The following is a 25,023-nucleotide window of genomic DNA, read 5'->3' on the forward strand; positions in this document are numbered from 1 at the left end:
AGCACTCATGTCGGAGCATCAGGCAGGTCACGACGTCGCGTCCAGGATCGCGGCACTGCACGCGGGCGACCCCGAGTTCGCCAGGGCCGTTCCGTCGGCCGACGTCGCCGACGCCATCGGCCGCGAGGACGGTCTCGTGGGTGTCATCGCGGCCGCCATGCACGGGTACGCGGACCGCCCGGCCCTCGCCCACCGGGCGGTCCGCGTCGCCCCCGACCCCGCCACCGGCCGCCACACCCGCGAACTCCTGCCCGCCTTCGAGACGTTGACCTACGCGGAGCTGTGGCAGCGGGTCGGCCGACTCGCGGCGGCCTGGGCCGACGGCACGGACGGTCTGCGCGCCAAGGACTTCGTCGCGACCCTGGGGTTCACCGGTGTCGACTACGCCGTCATCGACCTGGCCTGCATGTATCTGGGAGCGGTCTCGGTGCCGCTGCCCACTGGTTCGTCCGCCGCACGGCTCGCCCCGGTCGTCGCCGAGACGCGGCCGCGGATCCTCGCGGCCGACATCGGTTCGCTCGACGCCGCGGTCGGCGCCGTCCTGGCGTCCGACTCCATCGAGCGCCTGGTGGTCTTCGACCACGACCCCCGGGTGGACGACGACCGGGAGGCGTTGGCGGCGGCCGTCGGCAAGCTGAGCGGGCGGGCCGAAGTGGTCGCGCTGCGGGACGAGCTGGACCGGGGCGCCCGGCTGCCGGCCGTGGAACCGTACGAGGACGGGGATCCGGACCGGCCGGTCGGCCTGATCTACACCTCCGGGAGCACGGGCACGCCCAAGGGCGCGATCTACACCGCCGCCATGATCACGAGGATGTGGCAGAACGCCCGCGGCGGGCTGAACGCCGGGGGCGGCAGCGGCACCCCGGTGCTCGTGCTGCACTACATGCCCATGAGCCACGTCAACGGCCGCGCCTGGCTGGTCAACGGCCTCTCCGCCGGAGGCACCGGCTACTTCGCGGCCCGCGGCGACATGTCCACGCTGTTCGACGACATCCGCCTGTCGCGTCCCACGGTGCTCAGCCTGGTGCCGAGGATCTGCGACATGGTGTACCAGCGACACCAGTTGGAGGCCGACCGCCTCACCCGCACCGGCACACCCCGCCCGGAGGCCGAGGCGGCCGCGTCCGCCCTGGTCCGCGACGGCATGCTCGGCGGCCGGATCGTCATCGCCCTGTGCGGCAGCGCACCCCTGTCGGAGGCGATGCACACCTTCACGGCCGCGCTCCTCGGCACACCCATCATCGACTGCTACGGCTCGACGGAGACGACCCGGGCCATCGTCGTCGACCAACTGGTGCGCCGCCCCCCGGTGACCGACTACCGCCTCGCCGACGTCCCCGAACTCGGGTACTTCGCCACCGACAAGCCGCACCCCCGCGGCGAGCTGCGGGTGAAGTCGGTCGGCCTGTTCCCCGGGTACTACAAGCAACCCGAGGTCACCGCCCGCGCCTTCGACGAGGACGGCTACTACCGCACCGGCGACGTCTTCGCCGAGACCGAGCCCGGCCGCCTGGTCTACGTCGACCGGATCAACAACGTGGTGAAGCTGTCCCAGGGCGAGTTCGTCGCGGTGTCCGGCCTGGAGGCGCTGTACGCGACCAGCCCGGACATCGCGCAGATCTACGTGTACGGCAGCAGCGAGCAGGCGTTCCTGCTGGCGGTGGTGGTCCCCGAAGCCGAGCGCCTGGGACAGTCCGACGACACCGCCGTACGGGCCGCGATACTCGACTCCATGCGCGAGCTCGCCCACGGCGCGGGCCTGCACGCGTACGAGATCCCGCACGACGTCCTCGTGGAGCGGCAGCCGTTCACGGTCGGCAACGGGCTCCTGTCGGGGGTCGGCAAGCATCTGCGGCCCGCCCTGAAGGAGCACTACGGGCCGCGGCTCGAGCGGCTGTACGCGGACATCGCGACCGGCCGGGCGGGCCAGATCGCGGCGCTGCGGGCCGCGGGCCGTGAGGTCGCTCCGCTGGAGGCGGTCCTCACCGCCGCGCAGATCACCCTCGGCTGCCCCTCGTCGCTGGTGCGGGCGGACGCCGTCTTCACGGAACTGGGCGGCGACTCCCTGTCGGCGCACACCTTCTCCACCGTCCTCGAGCAGATCGTCGACGAGGAGGTGCCCATCCAGGTCATCCTCCAGCCCTCCTCGACGCTGGCCCGCATAGCCGACCGGCTCGGCTCGGCGCGCGGCGCCCAGGACCCCCGCCCCACCTTCGCCTCCGTGCACGGCGGCGACGCACACGAGGTCCGGGCCGCCGATCTGGCGCTCGACCGCTTCCTCGACGAGCGGCTCCTGGACGGGCGGCTCCTGGACGGGCGGCTCCTGGCCGGTGCGCGACGCGCGCAGGACGCCACGGACCCCGTCCACAACGTCCTGCTCACCGGGGCGACCGGGTATCTCGGACGGTTCCTGGCGGTCGAGTGGCTGCGGCGCGCCGCGGCGACGGGCGGGCAGCTGACCTGCCTCGCCCGGGCCGTCGACGACGGGGCCGCACGGCAGCGCGTGCTCGGGTGCCTGCGCGCCGCGACGGCCGACGGCGCCGACTGGTTCGAGGCCGCCGCGGCGCGGCACTTGAAGGTCCTGGCCGCGGACGTGTCGGCGCCGCGCCTCGGCCTGGAGGCGGCGGCCTGGGAGGCCCTCGCCGAGGAGACCGACCAGATCGTGCACGCGGCGGCGCTGGTCAACCACGTCCTGCCGTACCAACGCCTGTTCGCGCCGAACGTCGGCGCGACGGCGGAGCTGATCGCGCTGGCGCTCACCGGCCGGGCGAAGCGGTTCGCCTATGTGTCGACGGTGGCGGCCGCGATGCTGCCCGGCGGCGCGTTCCTCGACGAGACGGCCGACGTCCGCTCGGCGTCCCCGGTGCGCCGCCTCGACGGCTCCGACGCGAACGGGTACGCCACGAGCAAGTGGGCCGGTGAGGTCCTGCTGCGCGAGGCGCACGAGCGGACGGGCCTGCCGGTCACCGTGTTCCGGCCGGACATGATCCTGGCCCACAGCAGCCTGCCCGGCCGCCTGAACCTGACCGACCGCTTCACCCGGCTGCTCCTGAGCGTCCTCACCACCGGGATGGCGCCGCGCTCCTTCTACCGCCTCGACCCGGACGGCGGCCGTCGCCGTGCGCACTACAGCGGCCTGCCGGTCGACTTCACCGCCGCGGCGATCACCGCGCTCAGCGCCGGGAACGAGGACGGGTACGTCACCTACAACACGGTCAACGCCCACGACGACGGGATCTCGCTCGACGAGTTCGTGGACTGGCTGATCGACGCGGGCCACCCGATCACCCGGTTCGACGACCACCGGCAGTGGCACATGCGCACCGAGGCGGCCCTGCGCGGTCTGCCCGACCACCAGCGCGCGCAGTCGCTGCTGCCGCTGATGCAGGCCTACGCCAGGCCGGGTGAGCCGAGGGCGGGCTCCGCCGTGCCCGCCGCGCGGTTCACCGAGGCGGTCGGCGCCCTCGGGGTGGGCGAGGGGACCGTTCCGTCACTGTCTCCCGCGTTCCTCGCCAAGTGCGTGGCCGACCTGAGGCTGCACGGCCTGCTCTGAGGGGCGTCCGCTCGGCCTGCTCCGAGCGGCGTCCGCGCGGCCCGGTGCCGGGCCGACAGCGAACGGCCCCGTCCACGAACTGCCGTGGACGGGGCCGGTGGGGCCGTGGGGACAAGGCGCTCAGCGGTTCACGGGCGCGATCTCCTCGATGACGTGCGGGGGAGTGGCGAAGAACCCGGACTCGCGCGGGTAGTGGACCACGATGTCGGTGAAGCCCAGCTCCGCACTCCGTCCCGCGACGTCCGCGAACGCCTGCGCGGACTCCATCGTCGGCAGCAGGGAGAACCCGGTAAGGAGCGTCCGGTCCAGGGACTTCGGGTCGCGGCCCTCCCGCTCGCACGCCGCGTCGAGCTGCTCCATGCGACGCGCGAGCACGGACCAGGTCCAGGACTCGGTCCGCTCGTGCCTCGGCACGTCCCCCTGGTCGGTGACGACCCACGACGCGCCGTACCGCGCGACGGTCCGCATCCCCAGCGGACCGTTCGCCGCCAGCACGAAGGGCGCCCTGGGCTGCTGCACGCAGCCCGGCTCCAGGCGGGCGTCGATCGCCTCGTAGTAGCGGCCGAGGAAGGTGGTCTGCTTGCGGCCCTCCGGCGTCCCGGTCAGCAGCCGGTCGAGCAGTTCCACGGACTCGCGGAACCGGCCGCCGCGCTCCGCCACCGACCAGCCCTTGCCGCGCTCGCCCTGGCCGAGCACATAGGCGTCGGCGTCGGGCGAGCCCGCGCCGAAGCCGAGGACGAAGCGGCCCTCGCTGAGGGAGTCCAGCGTGACGACGTCGTGGGCGAGGGGCACCGGGTGCCGGTAGTTCGGCGAGGTCACCAGCGTGCCGAGCCTGATCCGCGAGGTGACCCCGGCGGCGGCCGCCAGCGTCGGCACCGCTCCGTACCAGGCGCTGTCCGGCAGTCCGGCCCAGGTGATGTGGTCGTAGCTGTAGGCGGCGTGGAAGCCGAGGTCCTCGGCGCGCCGCCAGGTCGCGGCCGCCTCCCGGAACGGACGGTCGGGCAGGATACAGACGCTGATGCGCACAACAGACTCCAGATTCATTGCTTCTGCTTCGACCCCGGTGTCCACCGCGCGTACGGCTGCGTTCCCCTCCCGCAGGTCCCGGCGCTCCGACAGTACTGAGCCCCCGCCTCGGAGCCGAGCCAGGAAATCTCTAGACCGCACCCTCGAATCCGGCCAATGCGACACGCCTCCGCTCGGGTGTCAGCGAAAGGCCTCGGGCAGCGCGGCACCCGTGGCATGCAGGTGCTTCAGCGCCACCGCGAAGGAATAGCAGTCGAAAAGGGCGGAATGCTCCCTTCCTGCGGCCGGTTCGGGGAGGTCGAACACCCGCCACAGGCGGCCCACATTGGAGGATGCCGTCGCCGGAGCGACGGTATTCAGCCAGGGACGGACGTTGAGGAAACCCGCCGTCAGGAAGGAGCTCTTGATGTGCTCGCCACGGGCCCGGGCCCAGGCGACGTTCTCGCCGAGGACGACCATGTCGTTTCCGTACGAGAGCACGGACTGGCCCCGGCAGAAGGACAGGAAGTCGCCGAGGGCCTCGGCCGCCGGGAGGCCTTCGCGGTCCACCGACTCCTGGTCGATGCCGGTGAGTTCGGTGAAGTACGAGGACAGGAGCGGATTCATCACCGGGCGGACCAGGGCCTCGTACTCCTCGACCACGGAGAAGTCGGGGCGCAGGCGCAGCGCGCCGATCTGGACGATCTCGCGGTACTGGCCCGGCGCCGACCAGTCCTGCTCAAGTGCTTCCGGCCATGTCGTGAATTCCAGGTCGAAGACAACGAAGGTGGACACGACGCTCCTTGTGCGTGGGGGCGGTTGCGGAGCGTACCGCCCGGTCGGGCGCGGGAGGGGCGCCCTCGCCCCGTGGCGGATTCCCGTGTGGTGCGTGTGCCGGGTGGGGCGCCGCCAGCGGGCGTCCGCGTGTTCGGCAACACCGTGTCGTGCTCGGTTCCCGGGGTCGGCGCGTCGGCGCTGGTCCGGACCCCGGCGCTCCGCTGCGGCTCCCCCGCAAGTGGCAGAAGTAGGCAAAACCCGGACGCGACGGCGGCCGCCGACCTACTCTCGAGTTGTGCCAGGCGTGTCCGGCCGTGTGCTTGTTGTGGACGACAACAAGGTCATCCGGCAACTGATCAGGGTCAATCTCGAGCTGGAGGGCTTCGAGGTCGTGACCGCGGCCGATGGTGCCGAATGTCTGGATGTCGTCCATCAGGTGCGCCCCGATGTGGTGACCCTTGATGTGGTGATGCCGCGGCTCGACGGACTGCGGACGGCCGCGCGACTGCGGTCCGACCCCCGGACGCGCGGGCTTCCGCTTGTGGTCGTCAGCGCCTGTACGCAGTACGAGGTCGAGGCGGGGATGGAGGTCGGCGTCGACGCGTTCCTGGCGAAGCCCTTCGAGCCGACCGAGCTGCTCGCGATCGTGCGGCAACTGGCCGACCGGGGCCGGGGCCCCCGGGACTGGACCCCGGACCCCTCCGCGGTCCCGGGCTGCCCCTAGGGCCTGCCCGCGCCCTCGGCAGCCCCGGGCCAGGCGTCCCGCCCCCGGGCCAGGCACGCCCCCCGGACCAGGCACACACCCCCGGACCAGGCGCCCCGCCGGAAACCCCAGCGCACCCCACCCCCCACCTCCCCTACCCTTGTCCCGTGACCCCGGCACAGCTCTCCCGTACCGTCCTGCGCGCCATGCGCCGCGCAGTGGACGCCGGGGAGCTCAGCGCCGCCGTCCCCGAGGACGCGCACGTGGAGCGGCCCAGGCCGGGCGGCACGGGGGACTACGCGACGAACCTGGCGCTGAGGATCGCCGGTGAGGCGGGCGCGCCCCCGCGCCGCGTCGCCGAGGTCCTCTCCGCCCGCCTCACCGCCGAGCCGGGCATCGCCCGCGCCGACGTCACCGGACCGGGCTTCGTCAGCATCACCCTGGACCCCCACGGCGCCCCCGCCCTCGTGGCGGACATCCGCGAGCAAGGGGAGCGCTACGGCCACGTCGTCCCGGACACCGGCGCCGTCGTCCAGCTGCACACCCCGCACGACCTGCGCGCACTCGTCGTGGCCGACGCGGCACGAAGGATTCTGCGCTCGCAGGGCGCCCTCGTGCGCGTGACGAGCGACGCGGCGCCGGACGAGCGGTGGGTGGAGGTCGCGGGGGTGCGCGTGGACGCGTACGGACGGCCCCCGACGCCCCTGACCACCCTCCGCCCCGTCCCCCCGGCCCCGACCGCCCCGGACCCCCTCGACCTCGGCCGCGACGCCGCCCGCTGGGCCCTGCTGCACCCCGCCCCGCACGACCGCCCCCACACCGGCCCCGAACACCTCGCCCAGCACGAGTCGAACCCCCTGTTCCGGGTCCGGTACGCGTACGCGCGGACCCGCGCGCTCACGCGCAACGCGGCCGACCTAGGCTTCACGGCGGCTCCCGGCGAGACCGACGCGTCCGCGCACGACCTCCTGGGGGCCCTGGGCGACCACCCCACCGTCCTGGCGACCGCAGCCCGCCGCCACGCCCCGGACCGCCTCACCCGGCACCTCGTCCGGACCGCCGACGCCTTCCTCGCGCAGGCCCACACGGTGCTGCCGCTCGGCGACGAGAAACCCTCGGCCGCCCACCGCTCCCGGCTGGCGCTCGCCGAGGCCACCGGGACGGTGCTCGCCGGCGGCCTGTCCCTGCTCGGTATCAGCGCGCCCGAACACCTGTGAGACGAGAAGAGCCAGAAGAGCCATGAGTCGTTCCGCACACCCCGCAGGCCCCCGCCACGGAGACGTCCTGCCCGAGGGGCGCTCCGCAGCGAACACAGCCCCGCCCACCGATCTGAACGCCCTGGACCCGAAGGTCTGGTCCCGGACGGTCACCCGCACCGCCGACGGCACGGTCACCGTCGGCGGTGTCGAAGTGAAGCGGCTCGCCGAGGAGTTCGGCACGCCCGCGTACTTCCTCGACGAGGCCGACTTCCGCGCCCGCTGCCAGTCCTGGCGCGACGCCTTCGGCCCGGACGCCGACGTCTTCTACGCGGGCAAGGCGTTCCTGTCGCGCGCCGTCGTGCGGTGGCTGCACGAGGAGGGCCTGAACCTCGACGTGTGCTCGGGCGGGGAGCTGACCACGGCGCTCGACGCCGGCATGCCTGCCGAGCGCATCGCGTTCCACGGCAACAACAAGACGGTGGAGGAGATCGAGCGCGCCGTCGCGGCGGGAGTCGGCCGCATCGTGCTCGACTCGTTCCAGGAGATCGTGCGGGTCGCGCACATCGCCGACCGGCTCGGCACCCGCCAGCGGGTGCAGATCCGGGTGACGGTCGGCGTCGAGGCGCACACGCACGAGTTCATCGCCACCGCGCACGAGGACCAGAAGTTCGGCCTCGCGCTCGCCGGGGGACAGGCCGCCGAGGCCGTGCGGCGCGCGCTGAAGCTGGACGGCCTGGACGTCATCGGCATCCACAGCCACATCGGCTCGCAGATCTTCGACACCGCGGGCTTCGAGGTGGCCGCCCGCCGCGTGGTGTCGCTGCTCGCCGAGATCCGCGACGAGCACGGCGTCGAACTGCCCGAGATCGACCTCGGCGGCGGCCTCGGCATCGCGTACACCTCGGACGACGACCCCCGGGAGCCGCACGAGATCGCCACCGCGCTGCGCGAGATCGTGACGCGCGAGTGCGCGGCGGCGAAGCTGCGCACGCCCCGCATCTCCGTCGAGCCGGGCCGCGCCATCGTCGGCCCGACGGCCTTCACGCTGTACGAGGTCGGCACCATCAAGCCGCTGGACGGGCTGCGGACGTACGTCTCCGTCGACGGCGGGATGTCGGACAACATCCGTACGGCGCTGTACGACGCGGAGTACAGCGTCGCGCTCGTGTCGCGGTCGTCGGACGCCGAGCCGATGCTCGTGCGGGTCGTCGGCAAGCACTGCGAGAGCGGCGACATCGTCGTACGCGACGCGTTCCTGCCCGCCGACCTCGCGCCCGGCGACCTGATCGCCGTGCCCGCGACCGGCGCCTACTGCCGCTCGATGGCGAGCAACTACAACCACGCGCTGCGACCGCCGGTCGTGGCGGTGAACGACGGCGCGGGGCGCCTCATCGTGCGCCGCGAGACGGAGGAGGACCTGCTCCGTCTCGACGTGGGGTGACATCGCCCCTCGACGCGGGGTGACACGCGGCGCGCGACACAAGGCGCCGCCACCCCGAAATGCTCCCGGTTCGTGAAATACGTGTCTCACGATCCGGACTATGGTCAGAAACACCGTACCGGTGGGTGAGACTGGTCCCACCGCAGTTGGAGAAGGAAACGAGGTCGGATGATGCGTACGCGTCCGCTGAAGGTGGCGCTGCTGGGCTGTGGGGTTGTCGGCTCAGAGGTGGCGCGCATCATGACGACGCACGCCGACGACCTCACAGCGAGGATCGGCGCCCCGGTCGAGCTGGCCGGGGTGGCCGTCCGCCGCCCCTCCAAGGTGCGCGCGGGCATCGACCCCGCGCTGGTGACGACGGACGCGACGGCGCTGGTCAAACGCGGTGACATCGACGTGGTCGTCGAGGTCATCGGCGGCATCGAGCCCGCCCGCGCGCTCATCACCACCGCCTTCGAGCACGGCGCGTCCGTGGTCTCCGCGAACAAGGCGCTGATCGCCCAGGACGGCGCGGCCCTGCACGCGGCGGCCGAGCAGCACGGCCGCGACCTGTACTACGAGGCGGCCGTCGCCGGTGCGATCCCGCTGATCAGGCCGCTGCGCGAGTCGCTGGCCGGGGACAAGGTCAACCGCGTGCTCGGCATCGTGAACGGCACCACGAACTTCATCCTCGACAAGATGGACTCGACGGGCGCCGGGTACCAGGAGGCCCTCGACGAGGCCACCGCCCTCGGGTACGCCGAGGCCGACCCGACCGCCGACGTCGAGGGCTTCGACGCCGCCGCCAAGGCCGCGATCCTCGCCGGCATCGCCTTCCACACCCGGGTGCGGCTCGACGACGTCTACCGCGAGGGCATGGCCGAGGTCACCGCCGCCGACTTCGCCTCCGCCAAGCGCATGGGCTGCACCATCAAGCTCCTCGCCATCTGCGAGCGGGCCGCCGACGGCGGCTCCGTCACCGCGCGCGTGCACCCCGCGATGATCCCGCTCAGCCACCCGCTCGCGAGCGTCCGCGAGGCCTACAACGCCGTCTTCGTGGAGGCCGAGGCCGCCGGTCAGCTGATGTTCTACGGCCCCGGCGCGGGCGGCGCGCCCACCGCGTCCGCCGTCCTCGGCGACCTGGTCGCGGTCTGCCGCAACAAGCTCGGCGAGTCCACCGGACCCGGCGATTCCGCGTATACGCAGCTGCCCGTGAGCCCCATGGGCGAGGTCGTCACGCGATACCACATCAGCCTCGACGTGGCCGACAAGCCGGGCGTGCTCGCCCAGGTCGCGACGGTCTTCGCCGAGCACGGCGTATCGATCGATACGGTCCGTCAGACGGGCAAGGACGGCGAGGCGTCCCTCGTCGTCGTCACCCACCGCGCGCCCGACGCCGCCCTCAGCGGCACCGTCGAGGCGCTGCGCCGACTCGACACCGTGCGCGGTGTCGCCAGCATCATGCGGGTTGAAGGGGAGTAAGCAGCAATGACCCACCAGTGGCGCGGAATCATCGAGGAGTACCGGGACCGCCTTCCGGTCTCCGCCACCACGCCGGTCGTGACGCTCCGCGAGGGCGGCACGCCGCTCGTGCCCGCGACGGTGCTCTCCGAGCGCACGGGCTGCGAGGTCCACCTCAAGGTCGAGGGCGCCAACCCGACGGGGTCCTTCAAGGACCGCGGCATGACCATGGCGATCACCAAGGCCAAGGAGGAGGGCGCGAAGGCCGTCATCTGCGCCTCCACCGGCAACACCTCCGCCTCGGCGGCCGCCTACGCCGTGCGCGCGGGCATGGTCTGCGCCGTCCTGGTGCCGCAGGGCAAGATCGCCCTCGGCAAGATGGGCCAGGCGCTCGTCTACGGCTCGAAGATCCTCCAGGTGGCCGGAAACTTCGACGACTGCCTGAACCTCGCCCGCGGGCTCTCCGAGAACTACCCGGTGGCGCTGGTCAATTCGGTCAACCCGTTCCGCATCGAGGGCCAGAAGACGGCGTCCTTCGAGATCGTCGACGCCCTCGGCGACGCGCCCGACATCCACGTCCTCCCCGTCGGCAACGCGGGCAACATCACGGCCTACTGGAAGGGCTACAAGGAGTACGCCGCCGACTCCGTGTCGACGCGTACCCCGCGCATGTGGGGCTTCCAGGCCTCCGGCTCCGCGCCGATCGTGCGCGGCGAGGTCGTCAAGGACCCCTCGACGATCGCCACCGCGATCCGCATCGGCAACCCGGCCTCGTGGCAGCACGCGCTCGCCGCGCGCGACGAGTCGGGCGGCTTCATCGACGAGGTGACGGACCGTGAGATCCTGCGCGCCTACAAGCTGTTGGCGTCCCAGGAGGGTGTCTTCGTCGAGCCCGCGTCCGCCGCGTCCGTCGCCGGTCTGCTGAAGGCCGCCGAGCAGGGCAAGGTGGACAAGGGCCAGCGCATCGTGTGTACGGTGACGGGCAACGGCCTCAAGGACCCGGACTGGGCCGTCGCGGGCGCCCCGCAGCCGGTCACGGTCCCGGTCGACGCGGCCGCCGCGGCCGAGCGGCTGGGCCTGGCGTAACGCCCAAACCTCTCAACTCCCCACAGGGGGTGCACAGGGGGCTCGCGACACGCATCGTGCGCCTCCTGTGCGCCCTATGTCGCCGCAGAACCTTCCTTCGATAGGCTGTAGCCAACCCACCCCGCATATGCCGCCGCATATGCCGTGGTGCCGTCCGCAGAGACGGCTTCCGGGTGCTGCCGTCCCATGCCGGACGCGTGCTGGTCCAGGCGGCAAGTCCTCCACAAAACAGAGCTCAAGGAGAGTCATCGAGCGATGGCCGGTCCTGCCTTCCGCGCCGCCGCCGTCAGGGTGCGCGTGCCTGCCACCAGCGCAAACCTCGGTCCGGGCTTCGACGCCCTGGGCCTCTCGCTGGGGCTCTACGACGACGTGGTGGTCCGCGTCGCGGACTCCGGCCTGGGCATCGACATCGCGGGCGAGGGCAGCGAGACCCTGCCCCGCGACGAGTCGCACCTGCTCGTACGGTCCCTGCGGACCGCCTTCGACCTGCTCGGCGGACAGCCGCGCGGCCTGGAGATCGTCTGCGCCAACCGCATCCCGCACGGCCGCGGCCTCGGCTCCTCCTCCGCCGCCATCTGCGCCGGCATCGTCGCCGCCCGCGCGGTGACCATAGGCGGCGACAGCAAGCTCGACGACGCCGCGCTCCTGGAGCTGGCCACCGAGATCGAGGGCCACCCCGACAACGTCGCGGCCTGCCTGCTCGGCGGCTTCACGCTGTCCTGGATGGACGGCTCCGCGGCCCGCGCGATCAGGATGGATCCCGCCGATTCCATCGTTCCGGTGGTTTTCGTCCCCGGAAAGCCCGTGCTCACCGAAACCGCCCGCGGACTGCTGCCGCGCACCGTCCCGCACGTGGACGCGGCCGCCAACGCGGGCCGGGCGGCCCTGCTCGTCGAGGCCCTGACCAGGCGCCCCGAGCTGCTGCTGCCCGCCACCGAGGACCGCCTGCACCAGGACTACCGCGCCCCGGCCATGCCCGAGAGCGCCGCCCTGGTGGAGCGCCTGCGCGCCGACGGCGTGCCCGCGGTGATCTCCGGCGCGGGGCCCACGGTCCTCGCGCTGGCCGAGGACAGTGCGGCCGACAAGGTCGCACGACTGGCGGGGGAGGGCTGGGCGGCGAACCGCCTCGCGCTCGACGCCACCGGAGCGAGCGTGCTGCCGCTTGCGCCCTGACACGGTGACAGCGGCAAACCCGCGGAGTCCGGATTTGGAGAGGGGGAATGTTTGTTGGATCCGGTAGTGTTAACCTCAAGTCTGCACCCGACCCCACCATGGCGAGGTGCTTTGTGTCCCCGTCCGGGACATCCATCCTTCCGGGAGCCTCCCAAACTGCTCTGTGCCCCGCACTGAGCGGTGCCGAGCACGCTCCGGAACCGGCGTGACCGAGCCGAGTGACCACCGCACCTCAGTGGCCCGGCATCGGGAATCGCCACATCTGTGAACTCTTCCGCCGCGTTGGCGGACAACCGCCCCGGCACGGTCCACACACCAGGGACCGCCGGACAGCACAACCGGTCGCCGAGCCAGACAGGCCGACGTCCGCTCCAGGGAAGGACCCTTCGTGAGCGACACCACCGATCTGATGGGCGTGACTGCCGACACGCCCGCCACGGACGCCTCCGCGGCGCCTGCCACCGGTGCTTCGGCCGGCCGGCGGCGCCGTGGCACCGGCCTCGAGGGCATGGTGCTGGCCGAACTGCAGCAGGTCGCATCGGGCCTCGGAATCAAGGGCACCGCGCGGATGCGCAAGAGCCAGCTGATCGAGGTCATCAAGGAGGCGCAGGCCGCAGGCGGAGCCCCGGCGAAGAGCGCCCCGGCCGCCGCGTCCACCGCGTCCACCGCGGATGCCGAGACCAAGCCGAAGCGCCGCGCCACCTCCAGGGCGCGCACCGGCGAGGCCGCCGAGAAGGCCGCCGCGACCAAGGCCGCCAAGGCCGACGAGGCCCCGGCCGAGCAGCCGAAGGCCGCCCAGCAGCAGATCGACATCCCCGGCCAGCCGGCGAGCGAGGACAAGTCCGCAGGTGGGCGCGGCCGTCGTCGTGTCACCGCCGAGGCCGGAAGCCCCGAGACCGTGACCGCCGAGGCCAAGGCCGAGCCGAAGGCCGAGGCCCGCGCGGAGCAGTCCGAGGCCAGGGGCGACAAGGGCGAGTCCGACGGCGAGGGCCGCCAGGGCCGCCGCGACCGCCAGGGCCGCGGCCGCGACCGCGACCGCCGCGGCAACAAGGGCGACGACCAGCAGGGCGGCGGCAACCGCAAGGAGCAGGGCGGCCGCCAGGACCGGCAGGACCGTCAGGACCGGCAGGACCGCCAGCAGCGCGACAACGGCCCGCAGGACGACGGCTTCGACGACGACGGCGGTGGCCGTCGCGGTCGCCGCGGCCGTTACCGCGACCGCCGTGGCCGTCGCGGCCGCGAGGACTTCGCGGGCGAGCCGCAGGTGTCCGACGACGACGTCCTGATCCCGGTCGCGGGCATCCTGGACATCCTCGACAACTACGCCTTCATCCGTACGTCGGGCTACCTCCCCGGCCCGAACGATGTGTACGTCTCGCTGGCCCAGGTCCGCAAGAACGGCCTGCGCAAGGGCGACCACGTCACGGGCGCGGTGCGCCAGCCCAAGGACGGCGAGCGCCGCGAGAAGTTCAACGCGCTCGTCCGCCTGGACTCCGTGAACGGCATGGCGCCCGAATCCGGGCGCGGGCGACCGGAGTTCAACAAGCTGACGCCCCTTTACCCGCAGGACCGGCTCCGCCTGGAGACCGACCCGGGCGTTCTGACGACCCGCATCATCGACCTCGTCGCGCCCATCGGCAAGGGCCAGCGCGGTCTGATCGTGGCCCCGCCGAAGACCGGCAAGACCATGATCATGCAGGCGATCGCCAACGCGATCACGCACAACAACCCCGAGTGCCACCTGATGGTCGTCCTGGTCGACGAGCGTCCGGAAGAGGTCACCGACATGCAGCGGTCGGTCAAGGGCGAGGTCATCTCCTCGACCTTCGACCGTCCGGCCGAGGACCACACCACGGTCGCCGAGCTGGCCATCGAGCGCGCCAAGCGCCTGGTGGAGCTGGGTCACGACGTGGTCGTCCTGCTCGACTCGATCACGCGTCTGGGCCGTGCGTACAACCTCGCAGCCCCGGCCTCCGGCCGCATCCTGTCCGGTGGTGTCGACTCGACCGCCCTCTACCCGCCGAAGCGCTTCTTCGGTGCGGCCCGCAACATCGAGGACGGCGGCTCGCTGACCATCATGGCCACCGCGCTGGTCGACACCGGCTCGCGCATGGACGAGGTGATCTTCGAGGAGTTCAAGGGCACCGGCAACCTCGAGCTCAAGCTGGACCGCAAGCTCTCCGACAAGCGGATCTTCCCGGCGGTGGACGTGGACTCGTCCAGCACCCGCAAGGAAGAGATCCTGCTCGGCAGCGACGAGCTCGCCATCACCTGGAAGCTGCGTCGCGTGCTGCACGCGCTCGACCAGCAGCAGGCGATCGAGCTGCTCCTGGACAAGATGAAGCAGACGAAGTCGAACGCCGAGTTCCTGCTCCAGATCCAGAAGACGACCCCGGCGCCGGGCAACGGCAACGACTGAGAAGCCGCAGGCGTCAAGCACTGACCGAAAGGGTCGGCCCGTCATCCGACGGGACCGGCCCTTTCGGCCGTCCAAGATCCCGCACAAGAGACCTTGGCCACACGTCTAAGAGATTCTTACGGTCACGGGCGGTAGCTTCGACGTCTGCGAAACCGCAGGTGGGGGGCCAAAAGTACTAGACGGGGCGCACGCTGCGTAACGGTCGGACCCCAGGGCGCACACAGGGTGCTATGCAACCCTTCTTTCGGTTTTCACGTCTGACAATTGACGAAAAGCCAATGCCTGGCCCTGAAAGCAGGGGGTACCCGACCGACGAGGACTGAGGAGCGCATGACCGACGAGAGCAGCCCCGCCGACGCGAAGCCGAAGCACCGCGGCAAGGGCGGTCGGCGACGCAAGCCGCGCAGCAAGCGCAAGAAGGCGCTCGTCATCACGGCGTGGTCCGCCGCGGCCGTGGTCGTCCTCGGGGGCACCGGCCTCGGCTACGTGTACTTCAAGCTCAACGGCAACATCAAGGGCGTCGACATCAACGCCGCGCTCGGCACCGACCGCCCCGAGAACATCGACAACGGCTCCCAGGACATCCTCGTCCTCGGCTCCGACTCGCGCTCCGGCAAGAACGGCAAGTACGGCAAGGACGAGGGCGCCGCCCGTTCCGACACGGCGATGATCGTGCACGTCTACAAGGGCCACAAGAAGGCGAGCGTGGTCTCCATACCCCGCGACACCCTCATCACCCGGCCCGAGTGCGCGGTCAAGGACGGCGACGGCAAGGTGGACCCGGGCGGTCAGCGCCAGATGTTCAACACGGCGTACGAGGTCGGCGGCCCGGCCTGCGCCGTGAAGACGGTCGAGAAGATGTCCGGCATCCGCATGGACCACTACGTCGAGGTCGACTTCACGGGCTTCAAGAAGCTCATCGACACCCTCGGCGGCGTGGACATCGCCACCAAGCAGCCGATCAAGGACAAGGACAGCCACCTCGACCTCCCTGCGGGCTCCCACACCCTCAACGGCGAGCAGGCCCTCGGCCTGGTCCGCACCCGGCACGGCGTCGGAGACGGCAGCGACCTCGGCCGCATCCAGCTCCAGCAGGCCTTCATCAAGGCCCTGATGAACCAGGTCAAGGACATCAACCTCTTCGGCAACCCGAAGAAGCTCTACGACCTCGCGGACTCCGCCACCAGCGCCATCACCACCGACTCCGACCTGGACACGGTCAAGGACCTCGCGGGCTTCGCAGGCGGCCTCAAGGGCATCGGCTCCGGCGACATGAAGATGGTCACGCTGCCCGTCCAGTACGACCCGGCCGACCGCAACCGCGTCATTCCCCTCGAAGAGGCCGACCGGCAGGTCTGGGACGCCCTCAAGGCGGACAGGCCCATCCCGAAGTCCGCCACCGACAAGTCCGCGGGCGACAAGGGCGCCGCGGGCAAGGTCGTCACCAGCGACTGACCCCCGCGGGGGCACGCCCACATACCCCTCCGGGGTCGGTCCGGGAATACTTCGGGACCGACCCCGGTTTGGGCAGATGCGGCCAGTCCTGGCAGACTGGTACGTCGGCCCCGGTTCACGCATCCGCATCCCGCGTCTGCGACCCGGTGCCCTCCCGAAACTAGGAGACACCTTGAAGCGCGACATCCACCCCGAGTACGTCGAGACGCAGGTCAGCTGCACCTGTGGCGCGTCGTTCACCACCCGCAGCACGATCTCCGGCGGCGCCATCCGCGCCGAGGTCTGCTCCGAGTGCCACCCGTTCTACACGGGCAAGCAGAAGATCCTCGACACCGGTGGCCGTGTGGCCCGCTTCGAGGCCCGCTTCGGCAAGGCTGCCGGCTCCGCCAAGAAGTAGCGAGCCACCTGCGCCGGTCTTCGGCCGCCCTCACCAGGGGGCGGCCGGGACCGGCGTTTGCCGTCCCGCAGCCCCTTCACGCAGAAACCAGGAGCCCCCGATGTTCGAGGCGGTCGAGGATTTGGTCGGCGAGCACGCCGACCTGGAGAAGAAGCTCGCCGACCCGTCGGTCCACGCCGATCAGGCCAACGCTCGCAAGCTGAACAAGCGCTACGCCGAGCTGACCCCGATCGTCTCGACGTACCGCACCTGGAAGCAGCTCGGTGACGACATCGAGACCGCGCGCGAGTTCGCCGCCGACGACCCGGACTTCGCGGCCGAGGTCAAGGAGCTGGACAAGGAGCGCGACGACGTCACCGAGAAGCTGCGGCTGCTGCTCGTGCCGCGCGACCCGAGCGACGACAAGGACGTCATCCTGGAGGTCAAGGCGGGCGCGGGCGGCGACGAGTCGGCGCTGTTCGCCGGTGACCTCCTGCGCATGTATCTGCGGTACGCCGAGCGCGTCGGCTGGAAGACCGAGATCATCGACGCCACCGAGTCCGAGCTGGGCGGCTACAAGGACGTCCAGGTCGCCGTGAAGACCAAGGGCGGCCAGGGTGCCACCGAGCCCGGCCAGGGCGTCTGGGCGCGGCTGAAGTACGAGGGCGGGGTGCACCGCGTGCAGCGCGTGCCCTCGACCGAGTCGCAGGGCCGCATCCACACCTCCGCGGCCGGTGTGCTCGTCACGCCCGAGGCCGAGGAGGTCGACGTCGAGATCCACGCGAACGACCTGCGCATCGACGTCTACCGCTCCTCCGGGCCCGGCGGGCAGTCCGTCAACACCACGGACTCCGCCGTGCGCATCACGCACATCCCCACCGGAGTGGTCGCTTCCTGCCAGAACGAGAAGAGCCAGCTCCAGAACAAGGAGCAGGCGATGCGTATCCTGCGCTCCAGGCTGCTCGCCGCGGCGCAGGAGGAGGCGGAGAAGGAGGCGGCGGACGCCCGGCGCAGCCAGGTCCGCACCGTCGACCGCTCCGAGAAGATCCGTACGTACAACTTCCCGGAGAACCGCATCTCGGACCACCGCGTGGGCTTCAAGGCGTACAACTTGGACCAGGTGCTCGACGGCGATCTCGACGCGGTCATCCAGGCCTGCGTCGACGCGGACTCCGCCGCGAAGCTCGCCGCCGCGTAAGGCCCGCTCCCGTACGTATCCGCTCGCATCCGCTCTGAGCCCCGGAGGACCAGCGTGCAGCAACCCCTTGGGGGGCGACCCCCGAACCCCCGCAGCGTGCTGCTCGCGGAAGTGGCCCAGGCCACCCAGCGTCTCGCCGATGCCGGCGTGCCCTCGCCGCGCAACGACGCGGAGGAGCTCGCCGCCTTCGTGCACGGCGTGAAGCGGGGCGAGCTGCACACCGTCAAGGACGCGGACTTCGACGCCCGCTACTGGGAGACCATCGCGCGCCGCGAGGCCCGTGAGCCGCTCCAGCACATCACCGGCCGCGCCTTCTTCCGCTACCTGGAGCTCCAGGTAGGACCCGGCGTCTTCGTGCCCCGCCCCGAGACCGAGTCGGTCGTCGGCTGGGCCATAGACGCCGTCCGCGCGATGGACGTCGTCGAGCCGCTGATCGTCGACCTGTGCACCGGCTCCGGGGCCATCGCCCTCGCCATGGCGCAGGAGGTCCCGCGCTCGCGCGTGCACGCCGTGGAGCTGTCCTCGGACGCGCTGCCGTGGACCCGCAAGAACGTCGAGGGGTCCAGGGTCGACCTGCGCCAGGGCGACGCGCGCGAGGCGTTCCCCGACCTCGACGGCCAGGTCGACCTCGTCATCTCCAACCCCCCGTACATCCCGCTGACGGAATGGGAGTACGTTGCGCCGGAGGCCCGGGACTACGATCCCGAACTCGCCCTGTTCTCCGGCGAGGACGGCCTCGACCTGATCCGCGGCATCGAGCGCACCGCGCACCGGCTGCTGCGGCCCGGCGGGGTCGTCGTGGTGGAGCACGCGGACACCCAGGGCGGCCAAGTGCCGTGGATCTTCACGGAGGAGCGGGGCTGGGCGGACGCCGCCGACCACCCCGACCTGAACAACCGGCCGCGGTTCGCGACCGCCCGCAAGGCGCTGCCGTGACCACCGCGGCGACGAAGAAGACGATGCACGTGATGTACGCCGACGAGACGTACGTGTACGAGGAGGCCAGCTGATGGCACGGCGATACGACACCAACGACGCGACCGACCGTACGACCGGTCTGCGCGAGGCCGCGTCCGCCGTCCGCCGTGGCGAACTGGTCGTGCTGCCCACGGACACCGTGTACGGCATCGGCGCCGACGCCTTCAGCCCCGAGGCGGTCGCCGACCTCCTCGACGCCAAGGGCCGCGGCCGCACCATGCCCACGCCCGTCCTCATCGGCTCACCGAACACGCTGCACGGCCTCGTCACGGACTTCTCCGAGTCCGCCTGGGAGCTCGTCGACGCCTTCTGGCCGGGGGCCCTCACCCTCGTCGCCCGGCAGCAGCCCTCCCTGCAGTGGGACCTCGGCGACACCCGCGGCACCGTCGCCATCCGCATGCCCCTGCACCCCGTCGCCATCGAGCTGCTCACCGACGTCGGCCCGATGGCCGTGTCCTCCGCCAACCTCACCGGGCACCCGGCGCCGGAGGACTGCGACGCCGCCCAGGAGATGCTCGGCGACTCCGTCTCCGTCTACCTCGACGGCGGGCCCACGCCCGGCATCGTGCCCTCCTCCATCGTGGACGTGACCGGCAAGGTGCCCGTCCTGCTGCGGGCCGGTGCGCTCGACGCGGACGAGCTGCGCAAGGTCGTACCCGACCTCGAGGTGGCCAATTGAGGGCCCCTGAGCCGGGGCGTGGCATAGCGGGGCGCAGCGAGCCCACCGAGCACTCGGTGTCCTTCGGTTCCCTCGGGGCCGCGGGCACACCCGGCAGCTTCCGCATCCTCCACGTCAGCACCGGCAACGTCTGCCGCTCGCCCATCACCGAGCGGCTGACCCGGCATGCCCTCGCCGACCGGCTCGGTGACCCGCTCACCGGGGGGCTCGTCGTCGAGAGCGCCGGGACCTGGGGGCACGAGGGGGCGCCCATGGAGACCAACGCCGAGGCCGTCCTCGCGGACTTCGGCGCGGACGCCTCCGGGTTCGTGGGGCGTGAGCTCCTCGACGACCACGTCATCCGGGCCGACCTCGTCCTCACCGCCACCCGGGACCACCGGGCGCAGGTCATCTCCATGGGGCACTCCGCCGGGCTTCGCACCTTCACCCTGAAGGAGTTCACCCGGCTCGTGCGCGCCATAGATCCCGCCACGCTGCCCGACCCCGACGGCACCGACGGCATCGTCGAGCGCGCCCGCGCCCTCGTCCGCGCCGCCGCCGCCCTCCGCGGCTGGCTCCTCGCCCCCTCCGCCGAGGCCGACGAGGTCTACGACCCCTACGGCGCCCCCCTCCCCTTCTTCCGCTCCGTCGGTGGTGAGATCCAGCAGGCCCTGGAGCCGGTGGTGACGGCGCTGACGGGGGTGCCGGCGGCGCGGGCGTAGGTCCCTCGCGGGGGCGCCCCGGTCCCGCCCCTTCTCCGAAACCGGGGGCTGCCGCCCCCTGGACCCCCGCCGAATCGGCGCTCCGCGCCTCGTCCTCAAACGCCGGACGGGCTGGAAGATCCAGCCCCTCCGGCGTTTGAGGAGCGGGGTCTGGGGCGGAGCCCCAGTTTCGGGAAAGGGGCGGGCTTGGGGGCCCGCGGCAGCGCCCACCGAGCACCGCCCCCACCCCCGGCCTACATTGGAGAGATGACGACGGCCGACGCGGGACCCGCCGCCGCTGCGGCGGCGTACGCGGGGCTGCGGCGGCAGGATCCGGAGCTGGCCGACGTGCTGCTCGGCGAGCTGTCGAGGCAGTCGACGAGCCTGCAGCTGATCGCGGCGGAGAACTTCACGTCGGAGGCGGTCCTGACGGCCCTGGGCTCACCGCTGGCGAACAAGTACGCGGAGGGCTACCCGGGGGCCCGCCACCACGGCGGCTGCGAGCTGGTGGACGTGGCGGAGCGCATCGCCACGGACCGCGCGAAGGCCCTGTTCGGCGCCGACCACGCGAACGTACAGCCGCACTCGGGCTCCGCGGCCGTCCTTGCGGCCTACGCGGCCCTGCTGCGCCCGGGCGACACGGTCCTGGCGATGGGCCTGCCGTACGGCGGCCACCTCACGCACGGGTCGCCCGCGAACTTCTCGGGCCGCTGGTTCGACTTCGTGGGGTACGGCCTCGACCCGGAGACGGGCCTGATCGACTACGAGGAAGTGCGGACGCTGGCCCGTACGCACCGGCCGAAGGCCATCGTGTGCGGCTCGATCGCCTACCCGCGGCACATCGACTACGCGGCGTTCCGCGAGGTGGCGGACGACGTGGGTTCCTATTTGATCGCCGACGCGGCCCACCCCGTGGGGTTGGTGGCGGGCGGCGCGGCGCCGAACCCGGTGCCGTACGCGGACGTCGTGTGCGCGACGACGCACAAGGTCCTGCGCGGCCCGCGCGGCGGCATGATCCTGTGCCGGGGGGAGCTGGCGGAGCGGGTGGACCGGGCGGTGTTCCCGTTCACGCAGGGCGGCGCCCAGATGCACACGATCGCCGCCAAGGCGGTCGCGTTCGGCGAGGCGGCGACGCCGGCCTTCACGGCGTACGCGCATCAAGTCGTGGCGAACGCAAAGGTGTTGGCGCAGGCGCTCGCGGGGGAGGGGTTCGCCATCAGCACCGGCGGCACGGACACGCATCTGATCCTGGCGGACCCGGCCCCGCGGGGGGTGACGGCGGCGGTGGCCCGCGGCCGTCTCGCCGCGGCGGGCCTGGTCCTCGACACCTGCGCGCTGCCACGCGGCGGAGCCGCTGATGTCACGGTCGGCGACGGCAGGGGGCTGCGGCTCGGCACGGCGGCCGTCACCACGCAGGGCATGGGCGAGGGTGAAATGGCAAGAATCGCTGCCCTGTTCGCGGGCGCGGTCAACGAGGAGGCCAAAGTCAGGGACACGGTGCGGGAACTGGCGGGCCGATTTCCGCCGTATCCGAGTGCGGGGAGAGGGCGATCGGCACTCGCGTAGCGGACTTGTGCAACGATCGTCGCTACCCAGACGTCCCCAACCTTATGCGCGCGAAGCTAGGGTGTGGTGCTGAGATGGCCAGCGATACCTGTGGGGAAGCCCGTGCGTGAATATCTGCTGACGCTCTGCATCACGGCCGCGGTGACCTATCTGCTGACCGGCCCGGTGCGGAAGTTCGCGATCGTGGCCGGCGCCATGCCGGAGATCCGCGCGCGCGACGTGCACCGGGAACCAACACCCCGGCTCGGCGGAATCGCGATGTTCTTCGGGCTGTGTGCGGGGCTTCTGGTAGCCGACCACCTGCCGAACCTCAATGAGGTCTTCACGAAGTCGAACGAGCCGCGCGCGCTGCTCTCCGGCGCCGCGCTGATCTGGCTCATCGGCGTCCTCGACGACAAGTTCGAGATCGACGCGCTGATCAAGCTCGGCGGCCAGATGATCGCCGCGGGCGTCATGGTCATGCAGGGCCTGACGATCCTCTGGCTGCCCATCCCGGGCGCGGGGACGGTCTCCCTGACCCAGTGGCAGGGCACGCTCCTCACGGTCGCCCTGGTGGTCATCACGATCAACGCGGTGAACTTCGTGGACGGCCTGGACGGCCTGGCGGCGGGCATGGTGTGCATCGCGGCCGCGGCGTTCTTCATGTACGCGTACCGCATCTGGTACGGGTACGGGATCGAGGCCGCCGCCCCCGCCACGCTCTTCGCGGCCATCCTGATGGGCATGTGCCTGGGCTTCCTGCCGCACAACATGCATCCGGCCAGGATCTTCATGGGCGACTCGGGGTCGATGCTCATCGGCCTGGTCCTCGCCGCCGGTGCCATCTCCATCACCGGTCAGGTCGACCCGGACGCGATGAAGCTGAACCTGGGCGGCACCCGGGACGCCACCCACGCGATGCTCCCGGTCTTCATCCCGCTGCTGATGCCGCTGACGATCATCGCGATCCCGTTCGCGGACCTGGTGCTCGCCATCGTGCGCCGCACCTGGAAGGGCCAGTCGCCGTTCGCGGCCGACCGCGGCCATCTGCACCACCGGCTCCTCGAGGTCGGCCACTCGCACAGCCGTGCCGTCCTGATCATGTACTTCTGGTCGGCCCTCATCGCCTTCGGCACCGTCGCCTACTCGGTGCACTCCACGAGCATGTGGATCCTGCTCCTGATCGTCGCCCTCAGCGCGGTCGGCCTCGCCCTGCTCCTGCTGCCCCGCTTCACCCCGCACACCCCCGGCTGGGCGGAGAGCTTCGTGCCGCCGCGGTACCGGCGCAGGCGGGCGGCGCGGGCGGCGGCCGACGAGGCCGCGTACGGGGCGCGGGGCGCCGCTGTGGCCGCCGGTGCCGGTGGGGCCGCCGGGGCCGCGGAGACGGCCGGGGAGGGCGTCGGGGAGTCCACCGGGGCCGACGCGGCCGCGGGCGAGGACGGGGAGTCCCGTCGCCCGGTCGGCGCGGGCGTCAACGGCGCGACAGCGCTCGGCACCCGCCCGCGCTTCCTGGACCGGCGCAAGGCCGGTTCGTCGCGTTGACACGATCGACAAAGCGCCCCATTATCAGACAACTTGCCCGCCCGCGTGCACAGACGCGCGGATTACTTCTCATGTGTGACGGCGGGCACACCTGACAGGTAAAGACCTCATCAAATAGTTTGTGATACCGTTCACGAAACCCGGCGACAGAGCCGAAGGACCGTAGTGCGACGGTCTCTTGGCCCGAGGACCCCACTCGGACCGGGTCTACGCTCGTCCATGACGACACCCTGCCCCCATCTGTAAGCGGAGTTGCCGCCATGCCGTCTCAAGACACCCGGAATCTCCTGCAGTGCGCCGTGCCCACGGCTGCCGTCGGCGCGATCATCGCCGTCGTCAGCGGCGTGGTCTCGGGCGGCAAGGGAGCCATCGGCGCTGTCGTCGGCACCGCGGTCGTCGTCGCCTTCATGGGACTCGGTGTGTACGTCCTGCAGCGGACGGCAAAATCGCTTCCGCAGTTGTTCCAGGCGATGGGCATGATGCTCTACGTCGCCCAGTTGCTGCTGCTTCTCATCTTCATGGGTCTGTTCAAGGACACCACCCTGTTCAACCCGAAGGTCTTCGCGCTCGCGCTCGCCGTCTCGACCGTCGTGTGGATGGCGTCACAGGCCCGTGCGCACATGAAGGCCAAGATCTTCTACGTCGACCCGGAACCCGAACCTTCCTCCGCCAACTCTTCCGAGAAGAGCGAAAAGGCGGAGAAGTCGGGGTCCACGACGTGAGTGGTAGGGCCGGGATAAATGCCCGTTCGAGATGCTGCTATCGTCCGGTGCCAACTGCGGCACTGCAGGCGCGGGCATCTGAGCTGACGCCGGCACCATCGCGAGGCTCGATGCCTGTCCGCCGCTCACACTTCCGAAACACCAGTCCGGTGCCGACCCGCGGCTGCGCGCCGCGCCGACACGACAACGAGGTTGCCGTACCTATGCGTCACGCCGAAGGAGCCCGCGGTGAGTGCTGACCAAACTGAGCTCGCCTTCAACTGGAGCTGTCGGATCATGTCCGACAACGGCTGTGGCTTCCCGGCTCCGGGCCTGCACTCGTTCCTCTTCAAGCCGATCTTCGAGGTCGGTGGGTTCGAGTTCAACAAGGTGATGCTGCTCGCCCTGATCTCGACCGCGCTCGTGGTGACCTTCTTCTACGCCGCTTTCGGCAAGGCGAAGATGGTCCCCGGCAAGGTCCAGATGATCGGCGAGGCCGGCTACGACTTCGTACGCCGCGGGATCGTGTACGAGACCATGGGCAAGAAGGACGGCGAGAAGTACGTCCCCCTGATGGTCTCGCTGTTCTTCTTCATCTGGATCATGAACATCTGGTCGGTGATCCCGCTGGCCCAGTTCCCGGTGTCGTCGGTCATCGCCTACCCGTTCGTCCTCGCGGGCATCGTGTACTTCGTCTGGGTCCCCCTGACGTTCAAGCGGCACGGCTTCGTCGGCGGCTGGAAGAACATCACCGGCTACGACAACTCGCTTGGCCCGATCAAGTGGCTCGTCGCCTTCATCGAGTTCTTCTCGAACCTGCTGGTGCGCCCCTTCACGCACGCGGTGCGACTCTTCGCCAACATGTTCGCCGGTCACCTGATGCTGGTGATGTTCACCGTCGCCTCCTGGTACCTCCTGAACAGCTGGCTGATCCCGGCCGCCGGTGTCTCCTTCGTGATGACCATCGCGATGATCGGCTTCGAACTCTTCGTGCAGGCCGTCCAGGCGTACGTCTTCGTGCTCCTCGCCTGCTCCTACATCCAGGGCGCTCTCGCCGAGCACCACTGAGCACC

The 25,023-nt window shown here is 71.3% G+C and carries 20 protein-coding genes; 18 read left to right on the forward strand and 2 right to left on the reverse strand.

Annotated elements, in window-relative coordinates; genetic code table 11:
• Positions 1 to 7: 7 nt before the first annotated feature.
• The gene (gene car / locus ACZ6AA_RS04715; RefSeq protein ID WP_471456246.1) at positions 8 to 3,553 is read left to right on the forward strand and encodes a carboxylic acid reductase; all 3,546 of its coding nucleotides are present in this window, start codon (positions 8 to 10) and stop codon (positions 3,551 to 3,553) included.
• Positions 3,554 to 3,673: 120 nt separating this feature from the next.
• Here the strand turns inward: car and ACZ6AA_RS04720 are convergent, their stop codons facing one another.
• Both ACZ6AA_RS04720 and ACZ6AA_RS04725 read right to left on the reverse strand, forming a co-directional pair.
• Entirely contained in the window at positions 3,674 to 4,597 is a 924-nt protein-coding gene (locus ACZ6AA_RS04720; RefSeq protein WP_468481190.1) for an LLM class flavin-dependent oxidoreductase, read from the reverse strand.
• Positions 4,598 to 4,759: 162 nt separating this feature from the next.
• Positions 4,760 to 5,353: an exonuclease domain-containing protein gene (locus ACZ6AA_RS04725; protein ID WP_471456248.1), complete on the reverse strand. Its 594-nt coding sequence runs from the start codon at positions 5,351 to 5,353 to the stop codon at positions 4,760 to 4,762.
• Between the two features lie 220 nt (positions 5,354 to 5,573).
• Between ACZ6AA_RS04725 and ACZ6AA_RS04730 the strand changes: the two genes are divergently transcribed.
• The 17 genes from ACZ6AA_RS04730 to atpB all read left to right on the forward strand — a co-directional run bounded on the left by ACZ6AA_RS04730 (position 5,574) and on the right by atpB (position 25,018).
• Positions 5,574 to 6,059: a response regulator gene (locus tag ACZ6AA_RS04730; protein WP_468452464.1), complete on the forward strand. Its 486-nt coding sequence runs from the start codon at positions 5,574 to 5,576 to the stop codon at positions 6,057 to 6,059.
• 146 nt (positions 6,060 to 6,205) lie between these two features.
• Positions 6,206 to 7,255 carry an ArgS-related anticodon-binding protein NrtL gene (gene nrtL / locus ACZ6AA_RS04735; protein ID WP_471456251.1) on the forward strand — a complete coding sequence of 350 codons (1,050 nt, stop codon included), beginning with the start codon at positions 6,206 to 6,208 and terminating at the stop codon, positions 7,253 to 7,255.
• 22 nt (positions 7,256 to 7,277) lie between these two features.
• Positions 7,278 to 8,678, forward strand: coding sequence for a diaminopimelate decarboxylase (gene lysA / locus ACZ6AA_RS04740; RefSeq protein ID WP_468452460.1), 1,401 nt, complete (start codon positions 7,278 to 7,280; stop codon positions 8,676 to 8,678).
• Between the two features lie 171 nt (positions 8,679 to 8,849).
• Positions 8,850 to 10,139, forward strand: a complete 1,290-nt coding sequence (locus ACZ6AA_RS04745) for a homoserine dehydrogenase (RefSeq protein ID WP_468452639.1) — start codon at positions 8,850 to 8,852, stop codon at positions 10,137 to 10,139.
• A gap of 6 nt (positions 10,140 to 10,145) precedes the next feature.
• Positions 10,146 to 11,204, forward strand: a complete 1,059-nt coding sequence (thrC, locus tag ACZ6AA_RS04750; RefSeq protein ID WP_468452458.1) for a threonine synthase — start codon at positions 10,146 to 10,148, stop codon at positions 11,202 to 11,204.
• Between the two features lie 255 nt (positions 11,205 to 11,459).
• On the forward strand, positions 11,460 to 12,377 hold the full coding sequence (thrB, locus tag ACZ6AA_RS04755) for a homoserine kinase (RefSeq protein WP_468452456.1): 918 nt from the start codon (positions 11,460 to 11,462) through the stop codon (positions 12,375 to 12,377).
• A 388-nt stretch (positions 12,378 to 12,765) separates the two neighbouring features.
• Positions 12,766 to 14,796: a transcription termination factor Rho gene (gene rho, locus ACZ6AA_RS04760; RefSeq protein ID WP_471456257.1), complete on the forward strand. Its 2,031-nt coding sequence runs from the start codon at positions 12,766 to 12,768 to the stop codon at positions 14,794 to 14,796.
• A gap of 330 nt (positions 14,797 to 15,126) precedes the next feature.
• Positions 15,127 to 16,251: an LCP family protein gene (locus ACZ6AA_RS04765; RefSeq protein WP_468452452.1), complete on the forward strand. Its 1,125-nt coding sequence runs from the start codon at positions 15,127 to 15,129 to the stop codon at positions 16,249 to 16,251.
• A 172-nt stretch (positions 16,252 to 16,423) separates the two neighbouring features.
• Positions 16,424 to 16,648, forward strand: a complete 225-nt coding sequence (gene rpmE, locus ACZ6AA_RS04770) for a 50S ribosomal protein L31 (protein WP_138961823.1) — start codon at positions 16,424 to 16,426, stop codon at positions 16,646 to 16,648.
• Positions 16,649 to 16,748: 100 nt separating this feature from the next.
• Positions 16,749 to 17,825, forward strand: coding sequence for a peptide chain release factor 1 (gene prfA, locus ACZ6AA_RS04775; protein WP_030361198.1), 1,077 nt, complete (start codon positions 16,749 to 16,751; stop codon positions 17,823 to 17,825).
• Positions 17,826 to 17,921: 96 nt separating this feature from the next.
• Positions 17,922 to 18,761 carry a peptide chain release factor N(5)-glutamine methyltransferase gene (gene prmC, locus ACZ6AA_RS04780; RefSeq protein WP_468452450.1) on the forward strand — a complete coding sequence of 280 codons (840 nt, stop codon included), beginning with the start codon at positions 17,922 to 17,924 and terminating at the stop codon, positions 18,759 to 18,761.
• Between the two features lie 73 nt (positions 18,762 to 18,834).
• Positions 18,835 to 19,482: an L-threonylcarbamoyladenylate synthase gene (locus ACZ6AA_RS04785; protein ID WP_468452448.1), complete on the forward strand. Its 648-nt coding sequence runs from the start codon at positions 18,835 to 18,837 to the stop codon at positions 19,480 to 19,482.
• Positions 19,479 to 20,183 (forward strand): arsenate reductase/protein-tyrosine-phosphatase family protein, encoded by a 705-nt coding sequence (locus ACZ6AA_RS04790; protein ID WP_468452446.1) that lies wholly within the window; start codon positions 19,479 to 19,481, stop codon positions 20,181 to 20,183. Before ACZ6AA_RS04785 ends, ACZ6AA_RS04790 begins: the two co-directional genes overlap by 4 nt.
• Positions 20,184 to 20,429: 246 nt before the next feature.
• Positions 20,430 to 21,728: a serine hydroxymethyltransferase gene (locus ACZ6AA_RS04795; protein ID WP_471456265.1), complete on the forward strand. Its 1,299-nt coding sequence runs from the start codon at positions 20,430 to 20,432 to the stop codon at positions 21,726 to 21,728.
• A gap of 102 nt (positions 21,729 to 21,830) precedes the next feature.
• A complete protein-coding gene (locus tag ACZ6AA_RS04800; RefSeq protein ID WP_471456267.1) occupies positions 21,831 to 23,249 on the forward strand; it encodes an MraY family glycosyltransferase in 1,419 nt (472 codons plus the stop codon).
• Positions 23,250 to 23,509: 260 nt separating this feature from the next.
• On the forward strand, positions 23,510 to 23,971 hold the full coding sequence (locus tag ACZ6AA_RS04805; RefSeq protein ID WP_380847844.1) for a hypothetical protein: 462 nt from the start codon (positions 23,510 to 23,512) through the stop codon (positions 23,969 to 23,971).
• A gap of 276 nt (positions 23,972 to 24,247) precedes the next feature.
• Positions 24,248 to 25,018: a F0F1 ATP synthase subunit A gene (gene atpB, locus ACZ6AA_RS04810; protein WP_033264375.1), complete on the forward strand. Its 771-nt coding sequence runs from the start codon at positions 24,248 to 24,250 to the stop codon at positions 25,016 to 25,018.
• Positions 25,019 to 25,023: the final 5 nt, after the last annotated feature.

Source organism: Streptomyces sp. NPDC040610 (genome assembly GCF_055594065.1).